The 17,272-nt window shown below is 70.7% G+C and carries 15 protein-coding genes; 6 read left to right on the top strand and 9 right to left on the bottom strand.

The annotated features are described in order from the left end of the window. Positions 1-106: 106 nt before the first annotated feature. On the bottom strand, positions 107-886 hold the full coding sequence (locus tag KF823_02095) for an FHA domain-containing protein (GenBank protein MBX3724692.1): 780 nt from the start codon (positions 884-886) through the stop codon (positions 107-109). A gap of 324 nt (positions 887-1,210) precedes the next feature. Between KF823_02095 and KF823_02090 the strand changes: the two genes are divergently transcribed. Together KF823_02090 and lpxA are read left to right on the top strand one after the other, a co-directional pair. Next, positions 1,211-1,816, top strand: coding sequence for a bifunctional nuclease family protein (locus KF823_02090; protein MBX3724691.1), 606 nt, complete (start codon positions 1,211-1,213; stop codon positions 1,814-1,816). Between the two features lie 65 nt (positions 1,817-1,881). After that, positions 1,882-2,679, top strand: a complete 798-nt coding sequence (gene lpxA / locus KF823_02085) for an acyl-ACP--UDP-N-acetylglucosamine O-acyltransferase (protein MBX3724690.1) — start codon at positions 1,882-1,884, stop codon at positions 2,677-2,679. A 61-nt stretch (positions 2,680-2,740) separates the two neighbouring features. Here the strand turns inward: lpxA and KF823_02080 are convergent, their stop codons facing one another. After that, a complete protein-coding gene (locus KF823_02080; protein MBX3724689.1) occupies positions 2,741-3,394 on the bottom strand; it encodes a YceH family protein in 654 nt (217 codons plus the stop codon). Positions 3,395-3,533: 139 nt separating this feature from the next. On the opposite strand from KF823_02080, the gene KF823_02075 reads away from it, so the two are divergent. The 3 genes from KF823_02075 to KF823_02065 all read left to right on the top strand — a co-directional run bounded on the left by KF823_02075 (position 3,534) and on the right by KF823_02065 (position 7,544). Further along, positions 3,534-3,995, top strand: a complete 462-nt coding sequence (locus tag KF823_02075) for a peptidylprolyl isomerase (protein MBX3724688.1) — start codon at positions 3,534-3,536, stop codon at positions 3,993-3,995. 71 nt (positions 3,996-4,066) lie between these two features. Beyond that, complete coding sequence (locus tag KF823_02070; GenBank protein ID MBX3724687.1) at positions 4,067-4,645, top strand: sigma-70 family RNA polymerase sigma factor; 579 nt, start codon at positions 4,067-4,069, stop codon at positions 4,643-4,645. A 115-nt stretch (positions 4,646-4,760) separates the two neighbouring features. Then, complete coding sequence (locus KF823_02065) at positions 4,761-7,544, top strand: tetratricopeptide repeat protein (protein MBX3724686.1); 2,784 nt, start codon at positions 4,761-4,763, stop codon at positions 7,542-7,544. A 23-nt stretch (positions 7,545-7,567) separates the two neighbouring features. Here KF823_02065 and KF823_02060 read toward each other — a convergent pair whose 3' ends face one another. Then, positions 7,568-8,338, bottom strand: a complete 771-nt coding sequence (locus tag KF823_02060; protein ID MBX3724685.1) for an alpha/beta hydrolase — start codon at positions 8,336-8,338, stop codon at positions 7,568-7,570. Between the two features lie 220 nt (positions 8,339-8,558). Further along, positions 8,559-10,814 (bottom strand): hypothetical protein, encoded by a 2,256-nt coding sequence (locus KF823_02055; GenBank protein MBX3724684.1) that lies wholly within the window; start codon positions 10,812-10,814, stop codon positions 8,559-8,561. A 359-nt stretch (positions 10,815-11,173) separates the two neighbouring features. On the opposite strand from KF823_02055, the gene KF823_02050 reads away from it, so the two are divergent. Further along, positions 11,174-11,383: a cold-shock protein gene (locus KF823_02050; GenBank protein MBX3724683.1), complete on the top strand. Its 210-nt coding sequence runs from the start codon at positions 11,174-11,176 to the stop codon at positions 11,381-11,383. Between the two features lie 107 nt (positions 11,384-11,490). Here KF823_02050 and KF823_02045 read toward each other — a convergent pair whose 3' ends face one another. From KF823_02045 to KF823_02025, 5 genes are all read right to left on the bottom strand, one after another. Further along, positions 11,491-12,324 (bottom strand): hypothetical protein, encoded by an 834-nt coding sequence (locus tag KF823_02045; protein ID MBX3724682.1) that lies wholly within the window; start codon positions 12,322-12,324, stop codon positions 11,491-11,493. Positions 12,325-12,358: 34 nt separating this feature from the next. Next, positions 12,359-12,805: a glycine zipper 2TM domain-containing protein gene (locus tag KF823_02040; GenBank protein MBX3724681.1), complete on the bottom strand. Its 447-nt coding sequence runs from the start codon at positions 12,803-12,805 to the stop codon at positions 12,359-12,361. A gap of 179 nt (positions 12,806-12,984) precedes the next feature. After that, positions 12,985-13,380 carry a cytochrome c gene (locus KF823_02035; GenBank protein MBX3724680.1) on the bottom strand — a complete coding sequence of 132 codons (396 nt, stop codon included), beginning with the start codon at positions 13,378-13,380 and terminating at the stop codon, positions 12,985-12,987. Between the two features lie 201 nt (positions 13,381-13,581). Then, on the bottom strand, positions 13,582-14,778 hold the full coding sequence (locus tag KF823_02030; GenBank protein MBX3724679.1) for an acetyl-CoA C-acyltransferase: 1,197 nt from the start codon (positions 14,776-14,778) through the stop codon (positions 13,582-13,584). An 18-nt stretch (positions 14,779-14,796) separates the two neighbouring features. Then, entirely contained in the window at positions 14,797-17,175 is a 2,379-nt protein-coding gene (locus KF823_02025) for a 3-hydroxyacyl-CoA dehydrogenase/enoyl-CoA hydratase family protein (GenBank protein ID MBX3724678.1), read from the bottom strand. Positions 17,176-17,272: the final 97 nt, after the last annotated feature.

The following is a 17,272-nucleotide window of genomic DNA, read 5'->3' as shown; positions in this document are numbered from 1 at the left end:
GCAGGATCCCCCCCTGCCGTCCGCTCGCGGTCCTTGCGCCTGCCAGCCCTCGCCGCGTACGCGCGCGGGAGAGATTCGCCTGCCGCGGATCCGGGCCGGGACTGAATCAGCGCAGCAACAGCAGCGCGGTCAGCACACCGGCCGCGAACAGCGCGGTGCCGGCCAGCAACCAGGGCAGCAGTCCCCAGCCTCGTGTTGCTTCGCCCTTGCCAGGCGGCGGCGTGGGCTGGTCCATCTGGTCGATGGCCTGCACCAGGAAGCGGATGCTGTCCAGCACGATCTGGTCGCCATGCCGCAAGGCGACGTCGCGAACCCGTGCACCGTTGACGAAGCTGCCGTTCGCCGACCCCATGTCGCGCAGGAACAGGCCATCGGGCATGGTCTCGAGCACGGCATGACGACGCGACAGTCCCGGTTCGTCGAGCACCAGGTCGCAGTCACCGCCGCGTCCGATGACCAGCCGGCCGTAGATCGGGATCAGGCGTCCGAATTGCGAGCCGGTGACGCCACGAAGCACATAGCGCGGGGCCACCCGACGCACCCGGGTGGCACGCTCGTCGGGCTCGTCGGCGCCCCGCGGCGGCTGTCGGTCTCCCTGCACGCCCACCTCCAGCCGGTGCTCGGCGATCGAGATGAGGTCGCCGTCGTGCAGGAATGCAAGCGACTCGACCGACCGGCCGTTGAGCTCGACGGCCGTGCTGTCGCCCTGCAGGCGGAGCATGGCGCCGTCGTCGTCCAGGGTGACCCGGGCATGGACGGGAGCGATGCCGGTGCCTGTGAGGCGAAGGTCGCAGTCCTCGGCGCTGCCGATCCGCACTTCGCCGGCGCTGCGGATGGTCGTGGGTTCGCCCTTCGCGCCGGCCAGGGTCAAGATCACCGAGCGCATCCGTGAACTCCTTTGGCGGCGACGGCCCGGGCGCGATGGCACATGGCCAGGCTGGTCGGGGTCGCCGCTGGCGGTGTCGGACGCTCGGTCAGCATGCTTTGCCTCTTCCTTGGACGGGTCGGATGTTAGCCCGGTGAAAACCACGCGCAGACCCCGTCCCCAGCGCCCGCGCCGCAGATGGGCTCCATTGGGTGGCAGGCGTGCCGGGCACATGGTCGCAGGTCGCCTCGGGGTGGACGAGGGCGCAGGATAGCTTGCCGCAGCGTGAGCGTCAGCGCGACGCGTCGTTCCGGCGGCTCTGGCAGACTGGCGACGGCTGATACCATGACCATCCCAAGCCACCAGGAGGCCGCCATGCACAGGACCCGCAAGCGGAACCGTCGCCTGGTCGCCGGTCTGGCGATCGCCCTCCTCGGTGCCGGAGCGCCGATCATGGCGCGCGAGCCCTCGGTGGCCACGGGCGACTTGGTACCGGCCCGCTTCGAGGCACTGGCGCTGTTGCCGGGCGGGGAGGGCGCGGCGGTGGCGCTTGCGGTCGGTGCGGCCGGCGGCAGGACGCCGGAGCGACTGGTCGCCATCTTCATCGGGCCGGTCGAGGCGGCGGCGATAGGCCGCGCACGCGACGGCAACAGACCCGTGCGGCCGCAGACCCATGAGCTCTTGGTCGACCTGGTCGTGGCGGCGGGCCTGCAGGCCCGGCGACTGGTCATCGATGAGCTGCGCGGCAGCGTCTATCTGGCCACGGTGGAGTTCCAGACCGCGGAGGGCGAGGTGCTGTGGGTCGATGCGCGTCCCAGCGATGGGCTGGTGCTCGCGCTGCGGCTTGGACTGGCGATCCAGCTGGGTCCCTCGGTGCTGGCCTCGGCACCGGACTGGGATGACATCGAACCCGCGGCGGAGCCCCTGCCGCAGACGCCGGTCACGCTGTGAGCCACCCGGGTTCCGGCGTCACCGAAACGCTTGCTCCGGCATCCCGACGCCTGCAACATCCCGGCATGAACGACACTCGCGGTCCCGACCTGCATCCTCTTGCCCTGGTGGATCCGGACGCCCGGATCGCCGACGACGTCCGGGTCGGACCCTGGTCTGTGATCGGTCCTGACGTCGAGATCGGCGCCGGGACCGTGGTCGGCCCCCACGTCGTCATCCAGGGTCCGTGCCGGATCGGCGCAGGCAACGCGATTTTCCAGTTCGCCTCGATCGGCGCCGACTGCCAGGATCGAAAGTACCGCGGCGAGCCGACCCGACTGGAGATCGGGGACGGAAACGTCATTCGCGAGCACGTCACCCTCCATCGCGGCACCGTGCAGGACGAAGGCGTGACCCGCATCGGCAACCGCAATCTGCTGATGGTCGGGGTCCATGTCGCGCACGACTGCGTGATCGGCAACGACAATGTGCTGGCCAATGGCGTCGGACTGGCCGGACATGTGCGCCTGGGCGATGGCGTGGTCCTGGGCGGCATGACCGGTGTCCACCAGTTCTGCAGGATCGGCTCCCAGGCCATGACCGCAGGGATGACCCTGGTGCTGAAGGACGTCGCCGCCTACACGATGGTGGCCGGCAACCCGGCCCGCGCCCGGGGCCTCAACATCGAGGGCATGCGCCGGCGAGGCTGGAGCGCTGAGCGGCTGGCGACGATGCGACGGGCCTACCGCCTGGTGTTCCGGGAGGGGTTGACGCTCCAGGAGTCGATCGCGCGGCTGCAGGCGGGCGAGGTGGGCGAGGCGGGCCCGGAGCTGGACATACTGATCGCTTCCCTGGTGGACTCCGGACGGGGCATCACCCGCTGAACGCACGGGGTGTGCGCGCGGGTCCGGTGCGGCGGCCGCTGGCGGGTCGCGCTCTGGCCGATCAGTCCCCGGACAGCCTCGCAGCGAGGCCGTCGATCCGCCGGTTCAACTCGGCCAGTTCGGCTTCCAGCATCGCCACCCGCTCGGCGAGATCCTCCTCCGCGGCAGGAGCCTGCCTCACCGGCTGCGCCTCGGCGGCATCCTGGGCGGCGGCCGCGCCGCACAGAAGGTGCACGTGGCGTTCCTCGCGCTGGCCGGGCTGGCGGGGCAGCCGCAGGGTCAGCGGCTCCGGGCGGCCGGCCAGCCGGTCGAGCAGGGCCCGCACGCTCTCCAGACTGGCACCAGGGAGCATGCGACCCGCCCGGGTGGCCAGTTCGCCGGCGGTCTGGGGGCCGCGCAGTACCAGCAGGGCGAGCAGGCAGCGCTGTTCGGGGCTGATCGAGTAGACCTCGTCCATGCGATGGTCGTAGCGCTGGCTGCGTGCGCCATGGATCGATCGGACCAGCCAGCGCTGCTCTAGGCCGCGCAGGGCCCGCGCTACCGTGTCGGTGTCGAGCGCCATCAGCGGCTCCCTGGCCGTCTTCTGGTTGCAGGCAGCCTGAACCGCATTGGCGGTCAGCGGATACTGGTCAGGCGTCGTCGCCTCCTTCTCGACCAGGCAGGCCAGGACGCGCGCCTCGATCGGATCGAGCTCTGGAAAAGTGGGTGTACTCATTGATGATTCCGGTCGCCGTGCTGGTCGCGCTGCAGATGCTTGCAGTGTACGTGCGCCTCGCCTAGTGTGGCCACCCGCCCGTCCGCCCGCCACCCCTGATGGCGGAGCGTGGTGCTCTCCGCGACCTCGAGGTTCCCCCATGCAGATCGCCGACCGCTGCGTCGTGAACTTCCACTACATCCTCTCCGACGAGAACGGGGCCGTGCTGGACAGCTCCCGGGAAACCGAGCCGCTGGCCTATCTGCACGGCGCCGGCAACATCATTCCCGGGCTCGAGCAGGCGCTCGCCGGCAAGCGCGAAGGCGACCGCTTCGCGGTGACCGTCGCGCCTGAACAGGGCTACGGGCGCCACGATCTGGCGCTGGTGCAGACGGTGCCGCGTGCGGTCTTCCAGGGCGTCGATCGGATCGAACGCGGGATGCGGTTTCAGGCGCACGGTCCGCAGGGTCGGATGGACGTGGTCGTCACCGCGGTCGAAGGCGACCGGGTGACGGTCGACGGCAACCACCCGCTGGCCGACCGCACGCTGCATTTCGATGTCGAAGTGGTTTCGGTGCGGGCCGCCGAGGTCGAGGAACTCAAGGCGGGCCAGGCGAGCTGAGGGGCGGTTGGCCACGCCTTCCCTGCTATCGTTCCGCCCTACCGAGCGTATCGGCGCAGGAGAGCCCCGACATGGCTGCTGGCGATGTTCCAGACGAGCGTGCCGAGGTGACCCGTCTGCTGTCGGCCTGGCGTGCGGGCGACGAGGTCGCGCGCGACCAGGTGATCGAGGCGGTCTACGCGCAGGTTCGCCTCCTCGCCGCCCGCCACCTGCGGGGGCAGGTGGGAGCCGGTGCGGTCAGCCTGCAACCGACCGAGCTGGCCAACGAGCTGTTCATCCGCCTGCTCGGAAGCGACTGCACCTGGACCGACCGGCGGCACTTCTACAATGCCGCGGCACTGGCGATGCGCCGGATCCTTGTCGACGCCGCACGGGCCCGGAACAGCGCAAAGCGCGGTAGCGGGCGAGTGCACCTCACCCTGTCGGCAGCGGAACAGCAGCCCCTGCCCGCGACGGAGATCGACCAGCTCGATGGCGCCCTTGAAGCGCTCCGCCAGCTCGATCCGCGCAAGGCCGACGTGGTGGAAATGTGCTACCTGCTTGGCCTGGAAAGGGAGGCGATCGCTTCGGCGCTCGCCGTCTCGGTGGCAACGGTGGATCGCGACCTGCGTTTCGCCCGTGCCTGGCTGCAGCAGCGCCTGGGGAAGTGAGGGCCGCGCATGGGTCCGGTCCCCGGACACGTTGGCGTTGCCGACGCTTGCTTGGCTCATTCCGATCCTGAGCTGCGGCTTCCGCCTGCCCGCCGCCGTCCGGCTGAGGCGCCCGATGCCGGCACCCCTGGTGGCGACCATGGATGCTGAGCGTTGGCGGCGCCTGCAGGACCTGTTCGAGGGCGCGCTGGCTGTCGATGCCAGCGCGCGCGACGCCTGGCTGGCGGCGCAGGAAGGGGACCCCGAGCTGCGCGAACAGGTGCTCTCGCTGATCGCAGCCGATGCCGATGCGGACCATGTGCCGCGTGTTCTCCAACGTGCGGCTGCGGACACCACGGACTCGCCCAGGGCCGGCAGCCTGGTGGGGCCGTGGCGTCTCCTGCGGGAGCTCGGCGCCGGCGGCATGGGTACGGTGTTCATGGCCGAGCGCGCCGATGGCGCCTACCAGCGCACCGTGGCCATCAAGTTCCTGCGGGGGATCGCCACGCGTGATGCGGCGGAGCGGATGCGCCGTGAACGCCAGATCCTCGCCGACCTCGACCACCCGGGAATCGCCCGGCTGTTGGACGGCGGCAGCACGCCCGAAGGCCAGCCTTATCTCGTGATGGAGTACGTGGATGGCATCGACCTGGTCGCGGCGGGCCGCGAACTCGGGCTGGAGGCGAGGCTGCGTCTGCTGCAGAGCGTGGCGCACGCGGTGCACTACGCGCACCAGCGTCTGGTCGTCCATCGCGACCTGAAGCCGGCCAACATCCTGGTCCGTGACGACGGCCGCCCGGTCCTGCTGGACTTTGGAATCGCCAGGCTCGCCGATGCCGGGGAGGACGCCGGGCAGGCCCAGACCCGGGCCTGGTACACGCCCGGCTATGCGAGCCCCGAACAGCGCCTGGGCGGCACCGTGGGTACCGCGAGCGATGTCTATGCGTTGGGACAGATCCTGGCCGAACTGCTGTCCGGACGTTTCGTCCCGCCGGCGCCCGACGGCAGCGTGGCGACACCTACCGCGCGCGGCCTGCGGGGGCTGGCGCGCAGGCGCCTTCGCGAACTCGATGCCCTGGTCGAGCAGGCCTGCGCGCCCGTTGCCGACCAGCGCTACCCGTCGGCGGCGGCCCTTGCGGACGACATCGACCGCTGGTTCCAGCACAAACCGCTGCGTGCCGCGCCTGCGCGGCCCTGGTACCGGATCAGCACCCTGCTGCGGCGTCGTCGCCTGGCGGTCGCGGCGTCGGCGCTGGCGCTGCTGGCGCTGCTCGCTTTCACCTATTGGTTGTCCCGGGAACGCGACCGCGCGTTGGCCGCCGAGGCCCTGGCCCGGGAGGAATCGGCGACCGCCGAGGAGGTCGTGCAATTCCTGGTGTCGCTGTTCCGTGCGGCCGCACCGGACCAGGCAGGCAATCGCCCGATCCAGCCGGGCGAACTGGTCGACCGTGGCCTTGCGCAGATCCAAGCGCGCCTGGCCGAACGCCCGGTCCAGCAGGCCCGGCTTCTGGCTGCGCTTGGCGGAATCGACCTGGAACTGGGTCGCACGGAGCAGGCGCTCGCGACCCTGAGGCAGGCCCTGGCGCTGCATCGGGAACTCGGCCAGGCCGACCGGGAAGTCGCACTCCTGCTGGCCATAGGGTCCCTGGAAAACCAGGCGGAACGCGCGCTGCCCGCGAAGGAGGCGTTCGAGGAGGCACTTGGGCTGCTTGCCGAGCGTCCAGGCAGCAAGCCGGAGCAGGTCGACGCCCTCAGCGGTCTGGCCCAGGCGCAGCTCCGCCTCGGCTACGCCACGGCGGCGCGCGATTCGGCGGTGCACGCGGTAGCGCTGGCCGGGGGCACAGGGGTGCGGCGTGCGGACCTGGAGGCCATGGCCCTGCAGGCGTTGGCCGAGGTGGACAGTCGCAGCGGACGCTACGAGGAGGCGATCGTTGCCGCCAGCCGAGCCCTGGAACTGCTTCGGGAGGCATTGCCCGCCGACCACCCGGACTTGGCCACGGCGATCGGCTACCTGGCCAACACCTACGTCCAGGCGGACGACTACGCGCAGGCCGAGCGGCTGTTTGCGGAGATGCTGGAGCTCCGTCTGCGTACTCTGGATCGCGGCAGCGCATGGGTGATCACGGCACGGCACAACCTGGCGCACGCGATCTATGTCCAGGGCCGGCCACTGGAGGCATTGCCGCTGATGGAGGAGAACCTGGCCCTGCTCCGGGAGCAGGGCCAGGACGACACGCCCTCGTACCTGGTGGCCCTGAACAACGTTGCCTCCCTGCACGAAGCGACGGGAAATTTCCGGGCCTCCGTGGCGCTTTTCCGGGAGCTGGTCGGCAAGGCCGAAGCGGCGAAGTCGCAGGGCGATCCGCGCCTGTCCCAATACCGTCAGAACCTCGGGCGCAGCCTGCTGTTGGCCGGACTGCTCGACGAGGCCTGGACCTGGCTCGATCTGCCCATCGAGAGCGGAGCGGAGCCCGTGGCCACCGTGACCGAGCGGGGGCGCAGGCACCTGCATCGTGCCGAGTGGCTGCGTCGGCGGGGCAGGTTGTCGGAGGTCGAAGCGGAGCTCGGACAGGCGGAAGCCGTATTCTCCGGGCAATTCCAGGCCGGTCACCCGCGTCTGGCCGCGGTCGCACGCGTACGCGGCGAACTGGCCCTGGACTCCGGAGACCCGGCCGCCGCCATCGTCCACTTCGAGCGCGCCCTGGGGGACCTGCGCGCAGCGCTGGGGGAACAGGCGCCGGTGGTCATCGAGACCAGGGTCCAGTTGAGCCGCGCCCTGTTCGCGGCCGGACGCATGGAGGAGGCGCGTCGTGCCAGGGCTGCCGCGGACAGGCTCGCCACGGGGGTGTTCGTGCCGGAGGCACCGATCCACCGCGAGCTGGCTCGGCTAAGGGCGCTGCTGGGCGCCGCCCCGACCTGACCGGGTGGCCCATCGACTGCCGGTCAGTCCGGGCGTTTCGCGTCCGCGCCGGTATGCGCGGCGATGCGGGTGAAGATCTCGGCCGCCGCTGGCGTCCACACCGTCCAGGCATGACCGCCGGCGCGTTCGAGCATCTGCTCCGGGGGCAGGAGGGGTGCGATCACAGGCACGGCGCGGCGCAGGCGGTCGCGGTCGCCCCAGGCCAGCCAGACGCTGTCGCCGCGGCCGCTTACCGGCCAGGTCTGCAGGTGTCGCCAGAGCTCCCGCTGGAAGTTGCCGCGATCGACGGCCTGCGGCGACGGACCGGGCTGCCAGGCCGCGATGCCGCCCGCGCTCTCGATCTCGCGCAGCAGGCGCGCATTGCCGAGGAACGGCGCGAGCAGGACCAGGCCATCGGCGACGCCGGGGTAGGCCTGGTCGTAGAGAAGTACGCCCAGCCCCCCCATCGAGGCGCCGACCAGATAGAAGGGGCGGTCCCCGCCCGCCAATGCCGGCAGCACCACCTGCTCGTGGATGCGTCGCGCCAGACCACCATCCAGGTAGTAGTCCAGCGTGGCGCTGGTCAGCACGACCTCTGCCTGTGGCCAGGCTGCCTGGATGGCATCGGCCACGCCGCGGCCGGACAACACGGCGACGTTGTCTCGGCGCCCCGGCAGCACGATGACGAGCGGCGTTCTTGCGCTTGCCGCGACGGCGGGCTTGCTGAGCGTCGGAATCGGTTGCCGGCGATCACCCAGATTGCCGCAGGCGGACAGGGCGGGCAGCACTGCGCAGAGAACAAGGGCTCGGATCACGGAGAGGGCGCTCAACGGCGTTGGGGAACGCAGTTGAGCGCCGTGCTCGTGAAGCCCGGGAGAAGCGGTGCCAGCCGACCGTCGAGGGACGGCCGTCCAGGTCGTCCCTCAGGTGGCCCGTTCGGTGCCTGTCGGGACGAGCCACCGGCAGATCGACCGCCTGCGCGGTCGCTGCGGCCGCTGGGCCCGCAGCCGTCGGGCAGTTCGGGACAGGCTGCTGTCAGAAGGCGCGTTCGCCACGCCGGCCGACCGCCCGGGCGCCCTCCCTGCCGCCGTCATCGTCCTGCTCCTGGCGCTGCCTGGTCGGCGTGGCCGGTGTCTGCTGACGGATCGGCGACGACTCGGGACTGGTCTGCCGGGACGGCGTGGGCGCCTCCTGCCGGGGTGGGGCAGGAACCCGCGAGGCTGGCGGTGCGTCCATTCCCCGCGCCGGGGCGCGGCTCGGCGCGGATGGGCGCGCCTCGCTTTCCATGCCGCGAACGACGGGAGGTTCGACAGGGGGGCGTTGTCCACCGCTGTCCCGCCCCCGCAGCTGTTGCGGGCGCTCCTGAGGGGGCGTCGGTTGCTCCCTGATCCTCGGCGCGGCTACCGGCTCCTGGGGCATCTGCCGGACCGGCGCAGCAGACCGGTCGCGATCCGCAGGCGCGCCGGAGCGCGGCAGCGGGATCCCGCGCTCGGAAGGCACCGCCGGGGCGGAGGGCCGGGCGTCGTCCTGCCTGGGCGCCCTGATTGCCTCGCGCGCCCCGCCACCGCGGTCGCGGTCCGGCGCCGAGATCGGCGGTCGACTGGTCGGCAAATCGCCCCTGGCGTCGCGGCCGTCACGCCCCCTGTCGTCGACGGAGGGCGCGGCTGGCCGGCTCAGCTCGCCCCGTGCAGACTGCCCGCGGTCGGGTGCAACGCCGGGCTCGCCACCGGTCGGTGACTGGCGAGCGCCCTCGACCAGTCGGATGCGGTCGCGGGCGACGGTCTCGCCGCGGCCAAGGCGGTCGACCTGTTCGCGCGCCAGGGGCTCTCCACCATTGCGTGCGATGGCGCGTTCCCGCTGCTCGAACGGCACCATCGGCCGGGCCGGTTCGGTCCGGGCGATCACCTCGCGTTCGCCGATCCGGGCGCTGGGTGCCTGCCGGCTGGGCATCTCGCCACTCAGGCTGGCGCGGGTGGGCGCCGCCGGCGCGCGGCCAAGCAATTCGCCCTGCTCCAGCGCGCCCGGCCGGAGTCTCGCCATCGACTCGGCTGCGTTGCGGGCAGTCACGAAAGTGTCCCGGGGAACCACGGTGACGGCGTTGGCTGCGGTGCGGAAGGTGTAGTCGCGGCTGACCGGCCGGCCCTGCACGTAGTAGTCGTTGTAGATGTTGGTGACGTAGGTGTTGTTGATCACCACGGTGTTGTGGACGTTGATTCGCCCGAAATAGGGCCGGCTGACCCGGTACCAGGGCACGTAGACGTCGCGCGGGCCCAGTGGGAACCAGCCGATCGGCGGCCCACCGGTGCTTACGGCCAGGCTCCAGTTCGAGCCGCCGACGAAGGCGACCATGGCCGGCGCCCAGACCGGACGCACGTGGCGCGGACCCGGGACCCAGCCCCAGCCGTTGCTGACGTAAACCCAGCGTCCGTAGTGGGAGGGCGCGAAGCCCCAGGGCGCGTCGTCGATCCAGGTCCAGCCCCAGGGCTCGATCCAGGACCAGTGTCCGTAACGGTAGGGAGCCCAGCCGGCACGGACGTTGCGGGGGAACCACACGTGCCCGTAGTCGCGATGGCTGCGCCACGTACCCCACTCGTCGAGGTCGGCGTAGCCGATCAGGCCGGGTGCGACATACTGTCGGGACGCCGACCTCAGATAGCGGTCGTCGCGCACCTGGACCCAGCGGTCGAAGCTGTCCGGGCGCGGCATCGCCATCCGCTGGACGTCGCGCAGCCGCGTGTCGTGGAAGCGGGTGCTCGAGCCCGCCCGCAGGCGCAGGCTGCGGCCATCTGCGCCGTAGACCTCGGCACTGCCCTCGAATACGGTGACCTGGGTGGACCGGCCGTCCGGCGCGATGTCCAGCCGGTAGCTTCCCGGGGTGCCGGACACGAAGGCGAGGTTGGGGGTATTGATCTCGTAGCTTTCGTCCACGCCCCACTCGTCGATGCGCAGATTGACCACGCCCTCGGCGAGCTCGACCTGGAGCAGGTAGTCGTCGAGATTGAGCAGCTCGATGCCGGTATCGGCATCCAGGCGCAGCAGGCCGGTGCCCAGCTGGAGCTCGGCGCGGCCGTCGCGGCCGGTCCACAGGCGGTCGCCGGCTACCAGCGGTCGATTGACGCCGGCACGGTACCACTGCGACTCGCCCGCGGGGGCGAAGCTGGCGTCGCCGGACAGCCATGCCAGGCGCGCTACCCGCCCGGGTGGATCGGCCAGGACGGTTCCGGCGGCGACCAGCAGGCTGGCCGCGAGCAGCCAGAGCAGGGATCGCGGGCTTGCGAAGAATCGGCTCATGCTTTCCTCCAGGGCTGGGGCGATGACTGCGCCCCGGCAGGTCCGGGCCGGGCCCGGCGCGCCAATCTAAGCCCATCCGGGCTTAATCGCGTCTTTCTGGCGGCCGGCGGTCCGGCAGGCGTTGACCGGCATTCAGGCAACCGGCCCGCCTGGCTGGCGCGGCCACCGGGTGTCGGTCGACGTCCGGCGCCGTTCAGTTATAGTTGATCCGCTGGTTCTGCAGGGTCGCCAGGGGCGGGCGTCCGACACCGGGGGGGCAGTCCACCAGGTTCGCGTCATTCCGCAGGCGACCCGCCGTTCCGGCTGGCTGGCCGTCGGGCGACGGCCGCGTACCTTTCACCTGCTTCGGAGTGTGCTTCATGTCGGATCGTCAGATCGGAACCGTAAAGTGGTTCAATGACGCCAAGGGATTCGGCTTCATCAGCCGTGACAACGGCCCGGACGTTTTCGTCCATTTTCGTGCCATCCAGGGATCGGGATTCCGCAGCCTTCAGGAAGGACAGAAGGTCAGCTTCAAGTTGGTCCAGGGACAGAAGGGCCTGCAGGCCGACGAGGTGGCGCCCGCCTGAGCGTGGCGGCTGTGCAACTGGCCAAGGAAGGGCCCCGGTGATCCCGGGGCGCTTCCATTGTGCGGAGCGGCTATGGAAACGGGCAGCTTGTGCGGCGCAGTGATGCCTCAGCGTTGCCGGTGGAGAGCGGCTTCCCAGCCGCTGAGCGGTGGCGGCAGTCCTTCCAGCAGACTCTGCGGGTCGATCCCCACCACCTGCCTTCCCGCGGCAACCGCCACCACGGCGAGCTGCTGTTGCGGACATTCGGAGGGAGGCGACGCGCAGCTGGCCATGGATCGCGTGTGTGCGGCGATCAGGCGGTTCGGGTTGTCGGCCAGAGGAAAGGCCGTCACGTAGTACTCGCCGGCCGGCAAGGGCCCGATGCGGTAGTCGAACTGCCCGGTCAACGTCTCGATGCAGATGGGCTCGCCAGGGTTCCGCCTGGGTGCCGCGCAGACGCGCATGGCCGGGAGCGGCTCGACGCCGCGGAACGAAAGGGAGCCGCTGATGCTGCCGCTGGCCTGGCCGGGGACACCCCGAAGGGAGCAGCGCAGCTCGCCGACCCCGTCTTCGCGGTCACCGACCTCGGTTCCCGGCAGCAGACCGGGCTGCGCCGGAGCCCCTGCAACCGCCTGCCGTACACGCTCGGGATTGCTGCGGAACGCGACCGACAGCCACGCACCACCGTCGGCCTGATCGACCCGCTCGAACTCCTTGATCTCCAGCCCCAGCGCGCGGCCGCCGCGCGCGGGGCTGCATTGCAGCGTATTCCCCGCCAACGACTGCATCTCGCGGCAATGCCAGCCCGCTGCCTCGGCGAGCGAACGGGTGGCCTGGGAGGTCCCGACCTGGGCGCTGGCCGAGCAGCCAAGCAGGTCGGTCAGGGGGTCGTCGCCGGCCTGGGCGGCGGACGCCCAGGCCAGCGCGACGCTGCCGGCGATTCCGAGAATGGATGGCTTCATCGCGGATCTCCTATGCGGTCCGGGACGAGGCCGCTCAACGCAGCAGACGCGCGCTGTTGCCGCGCACCTCGACGCGCGAGCCCTGGCGGATGCCGCCAAGATCCCGCTGGCTCACGACGATCCGGCGGCCGTCGTCCATGCGCAGGAACAGGTCGAAGCGGGCACCGGAATTGACCTCGCGCTCGATCTGGTGGCCAGCGACGCCACCGGCAATGGCGCCGGCGGCGGTGGCCGCGCGACGGCCGCTGCCGCCTCCGACCTGGTTGCCCAGTACGCCACCGATGATGGCGCCGGCAACCGCGCCGCCGCCGCTCGCCTCGCGATCGCCGTAGTACTGCTCGATCCGCTCGACGACGCCGCACGACTGGCAGTAGGCGTAGCCGCCACCGCCGTGATAGCCGCGCTGTCCATACTGGGGACTGGACGCACAGGCAGTCAGGCCAAGTGCGAGAACCGAGATTGCAAGGGCACGATTGATCATGACGAACCTCCTTTCGAATACGGTGCAGGCGGCGCCTGCCTCCGAGTCCGATGGTTGCCCCGCCTACATGAACGCAACAGGAAATCAGCGGCGCCAGACTGAACCGTCGATGGACAGGGCCTCGCACGGGTGAAGGCTGCGTGAGAAATGCCGGCGCCAGGACCCGGCGGGCGATCGGCTCAGCGGAAATCGCGATGGCAGTCCTGGCAGGCCTTGCCAAGCGCCGCGAGAGCGGGGCCGACATCCCGGCAGCCCACGCTCGAATCCACCTGGGCGGCCGAGACGGAGGCGAACCGGCGCGCGCGACGCTCGAACCCGTCCTGACGGCTGGCGGCTGAAGCGAACGCAAAGTCGATTTCCCGGGCCATGGCCTGCAACTGGCCCAGGCGCGAAGCAACGACCTGGTCGTCGCAGTCGTCGGCGCCGTTGGCGGCACGCAGGGCGTCCATGTGCCTGGCCATGATCACCATCGTGGCCTTGGGATGCGCGCCGAATGCCGACATCGCGCGTGCCGCGATCAGGGCGACCGCGAAGCCGACGGCAAGGCCGAGGACGAGGGCGACGGCGGTGCGCATGAGCGATCTCCTTGCCGGCGAGGCCGGGCTCGAATATGGCCTGTCCGGCCTGCTTTCCGCCGGCCCCGAGGCACTTCGCCCGAGGCCGGGCGAGGGTCGGGCCGACCTGGACCGCGATCGCCCGTTGGGTGTCGCGAGCAACAGCTCCGAGCGGGCGCGGACGCCGCGTGCAACCGCGGTGCCCGCGCCGCACTGTCGTCCTCAGAGCGCCTCGAAGATACCCGCTGCGCCCATGCCCGTGCCGATGCACATGGTGACCATTCCGTACTTCTGCCGTCGCCTGCGCAGTCCATGGACCAGGGTAGCCGCGCGAACCGCGCCGGTCGCGCCCAGCGGGTGGCCCAGGGCGATTGCCCCGCCCAGGGGGTTCACACGGCCGGGATCCAGCCCGAGGTCGCGCATTACCGCAAGCGCCTGCGCGGCGAAGGCCTCGTTGAGCTCGATCCAATCGAGCTGGTCGCGCTGCAGGCCGGCCTGGCGCAGCGCCTTCGGGATCGCTTCCTTGGGCCCGATGCCCATGATCTCGGCGGGCACGCCGGCGACGCTGAAGGATACGAAGCGGGCCAGGGGCGTCAGGCCGTGGTCCTTGATTGCCTGTTCGCTGGCCAGCAGCACGGCGCCGGCACCGTCGGACATCTGCGATGCGTTGCCCGCGGTCACCGAGCCGCCGGCCCGGAATACCGGACGCAGCCGGGCCAGGCCCTCCATCGAGGTGTCCTTGCGCGGCCCCTCGTCGGTGTCGATCAAGCGGCCATCCGGCACCACCGACCTGGCCTGCAGGTCCGGATAGCGGTCGTCGAGCGCGAAGGGCGCGATCTCGTCGCGGAACTCGCCGGCGGCGATCGCAGCGAGGGCCCGGCGGTGGCTCTCTACGGCGAACGCGTCCTGGTCTTCGCGGGAGACCTTCCAGCGCTCGGCGACCTTCTCGGCGGTGATGCCCATGCCATAGGCGATGCCGATGTTCTCGTCCGAGAACACCGCGGGATTCATGGCCACCTTGTGGCCCATCATCGGCACCATCGACATGCTTTCGGTTCCGCCCGCCAGCATCAGGTCGGCGTCGCCGGTGCGGATGCGGTCGGCGGCCATCGCGATCGCCTGCACGCCGGACGAACAGAAGCGGTTGATGGTGACCGCCGCCACGGTGTCGGGGAGACCCGCGAGAAGCACGCCGATGCGCGCCACGTTCATGCCCTGCTCGGCTTCCGGCATCGCGCAGCCGATCACGGCGTCGTCGATGCGGTTGACGTCGATGCCGGGTGCCTGGGCGATGACCGCCTTGAGGACGTGCGCCAGGAGGTCGTCCGGGCGGGTGTTGCGGAACGCGCCGCGCGGCGCCTTGGCGACCGGCGTGCGGGTGGCTGCGACGATGTAGGCTTCCTGGATCTGCTTGCTCATGGTCTTCGTCCTCGTCGCTCAGTTGCGCAGCGGCTTGCCGGTGGTCAGGGTGTGGGCGATGCGGGCCTGGGTCTTGGGCATCTGCGCCAGTTCGACGAAGTGGCGGCGCTCGAGGTCGAGCAGCCAGCGCTCATCGACCAGGCTGCCGCGCTCGATGTTGCCGCCGCACAGGACCTCCGCGATCCGCGAGGCGATCTCGTAGTCGTGCTCGGATATGAAGCGGCCCTCCAGCATGTTGACCAGCATCATCTTCAGGCTGGCAGTGCCGACGTCGCCACAGGCGACGATGCCGGCGTCCGGCAAGGGTGGGCGCCAGGCGGACTCGGCCAGGCCGTCGGCGACGGTCCGGGCGACGTGCAGCAGTTCGTGGGCATGGCCGACCACCACGTCCGACTCGCGCAGCAGACCCATCGCCTTGGCTTCGAGCGCGCTGCCGGCGACCTTGGCCATCGCCACGGTCTCGAACCAGCCCTTGAGGACGGTGAACGGATCGGCCGAGTTGGCACGGCTGCAGCGCAGCGCGATCTCCTTGAGGCCGCCGCCTGCGGGCAGGAGGCCGACGCCCGCTTCGACCAGGCCGATGTAGCTTTCCAGCGCCGCCACGGTCCGGGCGCTGTGCATCTGGAACTCGCAGCCGCCGCCGAAGGCCATCCCGCGCACGGCCGCAACCACCGGCACCAGGGCATGCTTGACGCGCATCGAGGTGGCCTGGAAGTTGGCGACCATCGCCTCGAACTCCGTGATCCGTCCGGCCTGGATCAGGCCGGCGGCACCCTTGAGGTCGGCACCGGCCGAGAACGGCTCGCCCTGCTGCCAGATCACCAGCGCCTTCAGGCTGTTCTCGGCCCGACCGATCGCCTCCTGAAGCCCGTCCAGCACGGCGTCGTTCACCGTGTTCATCTTGGTCTTGAACGTGGCGATGCCGATGTCGTCGCCCAGCGTCCACAGCCGGATGCCGTCGTTCTCCCACACGGTGCTGCCCCGGTCGAAGCGCTCGCCCAGCACCGGATCCGGGAAGATCTGCCGTTGGTAGACCGGGTGGGAAGAGCGGGGCAGGGCGGCGCCAGCGGCGGGCGCGAAGGAACCCTCCGGGCCGTGCACGCCATCGCGGCCGTCGGAGACCCAGGCAGGCAGCGGTGCGTCGCACATCGCCTTGCCGGCGGCGATATCCTCGGCGATCCAGCCTGCGATCTGGCGCCAGCCGGCGGCCTGCCAGGTCTCGAACGGGCCGAGCTTCCAGCCGTAGCCCCAGCGGATCGCCAGGTCGACATCGCGTGCGGTGCTGGCGATGTCGGCGAGGTGGAAGGCCGCGTAGTGGAACAGGTCCCGGAACAGGGCCCAGAGGAACCGCGCATGGGTGTCGGCGCTGTCACGAAGTTGCCGGAAGCGCTCCGCGGGGTCCTTTACGGCGAGGATGGCGGACACTGCCTCGGAGGGCGCTCCGGCGGCCGTGCGGTAGTCGCCTGCGGCAAGGTCGAGCACCTGGATCTCCTTGCCTTGCTTGCGGAAGAAGCCCGCGCCGGTCTTCTGGCCGAGCGCGCCCTTGTCGATCAGGGCCGCCAGCCAGGATGGCGACTGGAAGTAGCTGTGCCACGGATCGTCGGGGAGGGTGTCGTGCATGGTGCGGATGACGTGCGCCATGGTGTCCAGGCCGACCACGTCGGCGGTCCGGTAGTTGGCGCTCTTCGGCCGGCCGATCGCCGGGCCGGTCAGGGCATCCACCACGTCGAAACCCAGACCAGACTGTTGCGTGTGGTGCATGGTGGCCAGGATGGAGAACACGCCGATCCGGTTGCCGATGAAATTCGGGGTGTCCTTGGCGTGGACGACGCCCTTGCCCAGAGTGGTGGTCAGGAAGGCCTCCAGGCCGTCGAGGACGGCGGGGTCGGTGCCTTCGCAGCCGATCAGCTCGACCAGGTGCATGTAGCGCGGCGGGTTGAAGAAGTGCACGCCGCAGAAGCGCGCGCGCAGATGCGGCGGGACCGCTTCGGCAAGGCCGTTGATGGACAGGCCCGAGGTGTTGCTGGCCAGTACCGCATGGTCCGCGACGTATGGGGCGATGCGCGCGTACAGGTCGCGCTTCCAGTCCATCCGCTCGGCGATCGCTTCGATGACCAGGTCGCACCCGGCCAGCAGGGGCAGATGCTGGTCGTAGTTCGCGGCGGCGATCGCGGAGAGGCGTCCGCGCTCGGCCAGCGGCGCGGGCGACAGCCGAGCCAGGTTCTGCAGGGCCTTTTCGACGACGGCATTGCCGGCGCCGTCCCGGGGGGGCAGGTCGAAAAGCACGACTTCGACGCCGGCATTGGCCAGATGCGCCGCGATCTGGGCGCCCATGACGCCGGCACCCAGGACGGCGGCCCTGCGGACTAGGAGGCGATTGGTGTTCATGGTGTGCATCGTCCTTTCATGTCAAAGGGTTGCGTCAGGAATTTGATGCTAGCTCGATCACTGGAGCCTGGCCCAGGGGGCGGGTCCGTCCGCGCCGGATCCTGGA

Source organism: Lysobacterales bacterium, from assembly GCA_019634735.1.
In the GTDB taxonomy this organism is placed as follows: Bacteria; Pseudomonadota; Gammaproteobacteria; order Xanthomonadales; family UBA2363; genus Pseudofulvimonas.
The sequence above is the reverse complement of the archived record's forward strand: the minus strand, read 5'-3'. Positions and strand labels throughout refer to the sequence as shown.

What these genes read in the sequence shown, in the direction of transcription:
- KF823_02075 (MBX3724688.1), top strand. Translation starts at nt 3,534, where the DNA reads ATGCAGATCGCCGACCGCTGCGTCGTGAACTTCCACTACATCCTCTCC.
- KF823_02080 (MBX3724689.1), bottom strand. Translation starts at nt 3,394, where the DNA reads ATGAGTACACCCACTTTTCCAGAGCTCGATCCGATCGAGGCGCGCGTC.
- KF823_02050 (MBX3724683.1), top strand. Translation starts at nt 11,174, where the DNA reads ATGTCGGATCGTCAGATCGGAACCGTAAAGTGGTTCAATGACGCCAAG.
- KF823_02040 (MBX3724681.1), bottom strand. Translation starts at nt 12,805, where the DNA reads ATGATCAATCGTGCCCTTGCAATCTCGGTTCTCGCACTTGGCCTGACT.
- KF823_02070 (MBX3724687.1), top strand. Translation starts at nt 4,067, where the DNA reads ATGGCTGCTGGCGATGTTCCAGACGAGCGTGCCGAGGTGACCCGTCTG.
- lpxA (MBX3724690.1), top strand. Translation starts at nt 1,882, where the DNA reads ATGAACGACACTCGCGGTCCCGACCTGCATCCTCTTGCCCTGGTGGAT.
- KF823_02095 (MBX3724692.1), bottom strand. Translation starts at nt 886, where the DNA reads ATGCGCTCGGTGATCTTGACCCTGGCCGGCGCGAAGGGCGAACCCACG.
- KF823_02090 (MBX3724691.1), top strand. Translation starts at nt 1,211, where the DNA reads ATGACCATCCCAAGCCACCAGGAGGCCGCCATGCACAGGACCCGCAAG.
- KF823_02055 (MBX3724684.1), bottom strand. Translation starts at nt 10,814, where the DNA reads ATGAGCCGATTCTTCGCAAGCCCGCGATCCCTGCTCTGGCTGCTCGCG.
- KF823_02065 (MBX3724686.1), top strand. Translation starts at nt 4,761, where the DNA reads ATGCCGGCACCCCTGGTGGCGACCATGGATGCTGAGCGTTGGCGGCGC.
- KF823_02030 (MBX3724679.1), bottom strand. Translation starts at nt 14,778, where the DNA reads ATGAGCAAGCAGATCCAGGAAGCCTACATCGTCGCAGCCACCCGCACG.
- KF823_02045 (MBX3724682.1), bottom strand. Translation starts at nt 12,324, where the DNA reads ATGAAGCCATCCATTCTCGGAATCGCCGGCAGCGTCGCGCTGGCCTGG.
- KF823_02035 (MBX3724680.1), bottom strand. Translation starts at nt 13,380, where the DNA reads ATGCGCACCGCCGTCGCCCTCGTCCTCGGCCTTGCCGTCGGCTTCGCG.
- KF823_02025 (MBX3724678.1), bottom strand. Translation starts at nt 17,175, where the DNA reads ATGCACACCATGAACACCAATCGCCTCCTAGTCCGCAGGGCCGCCGTC.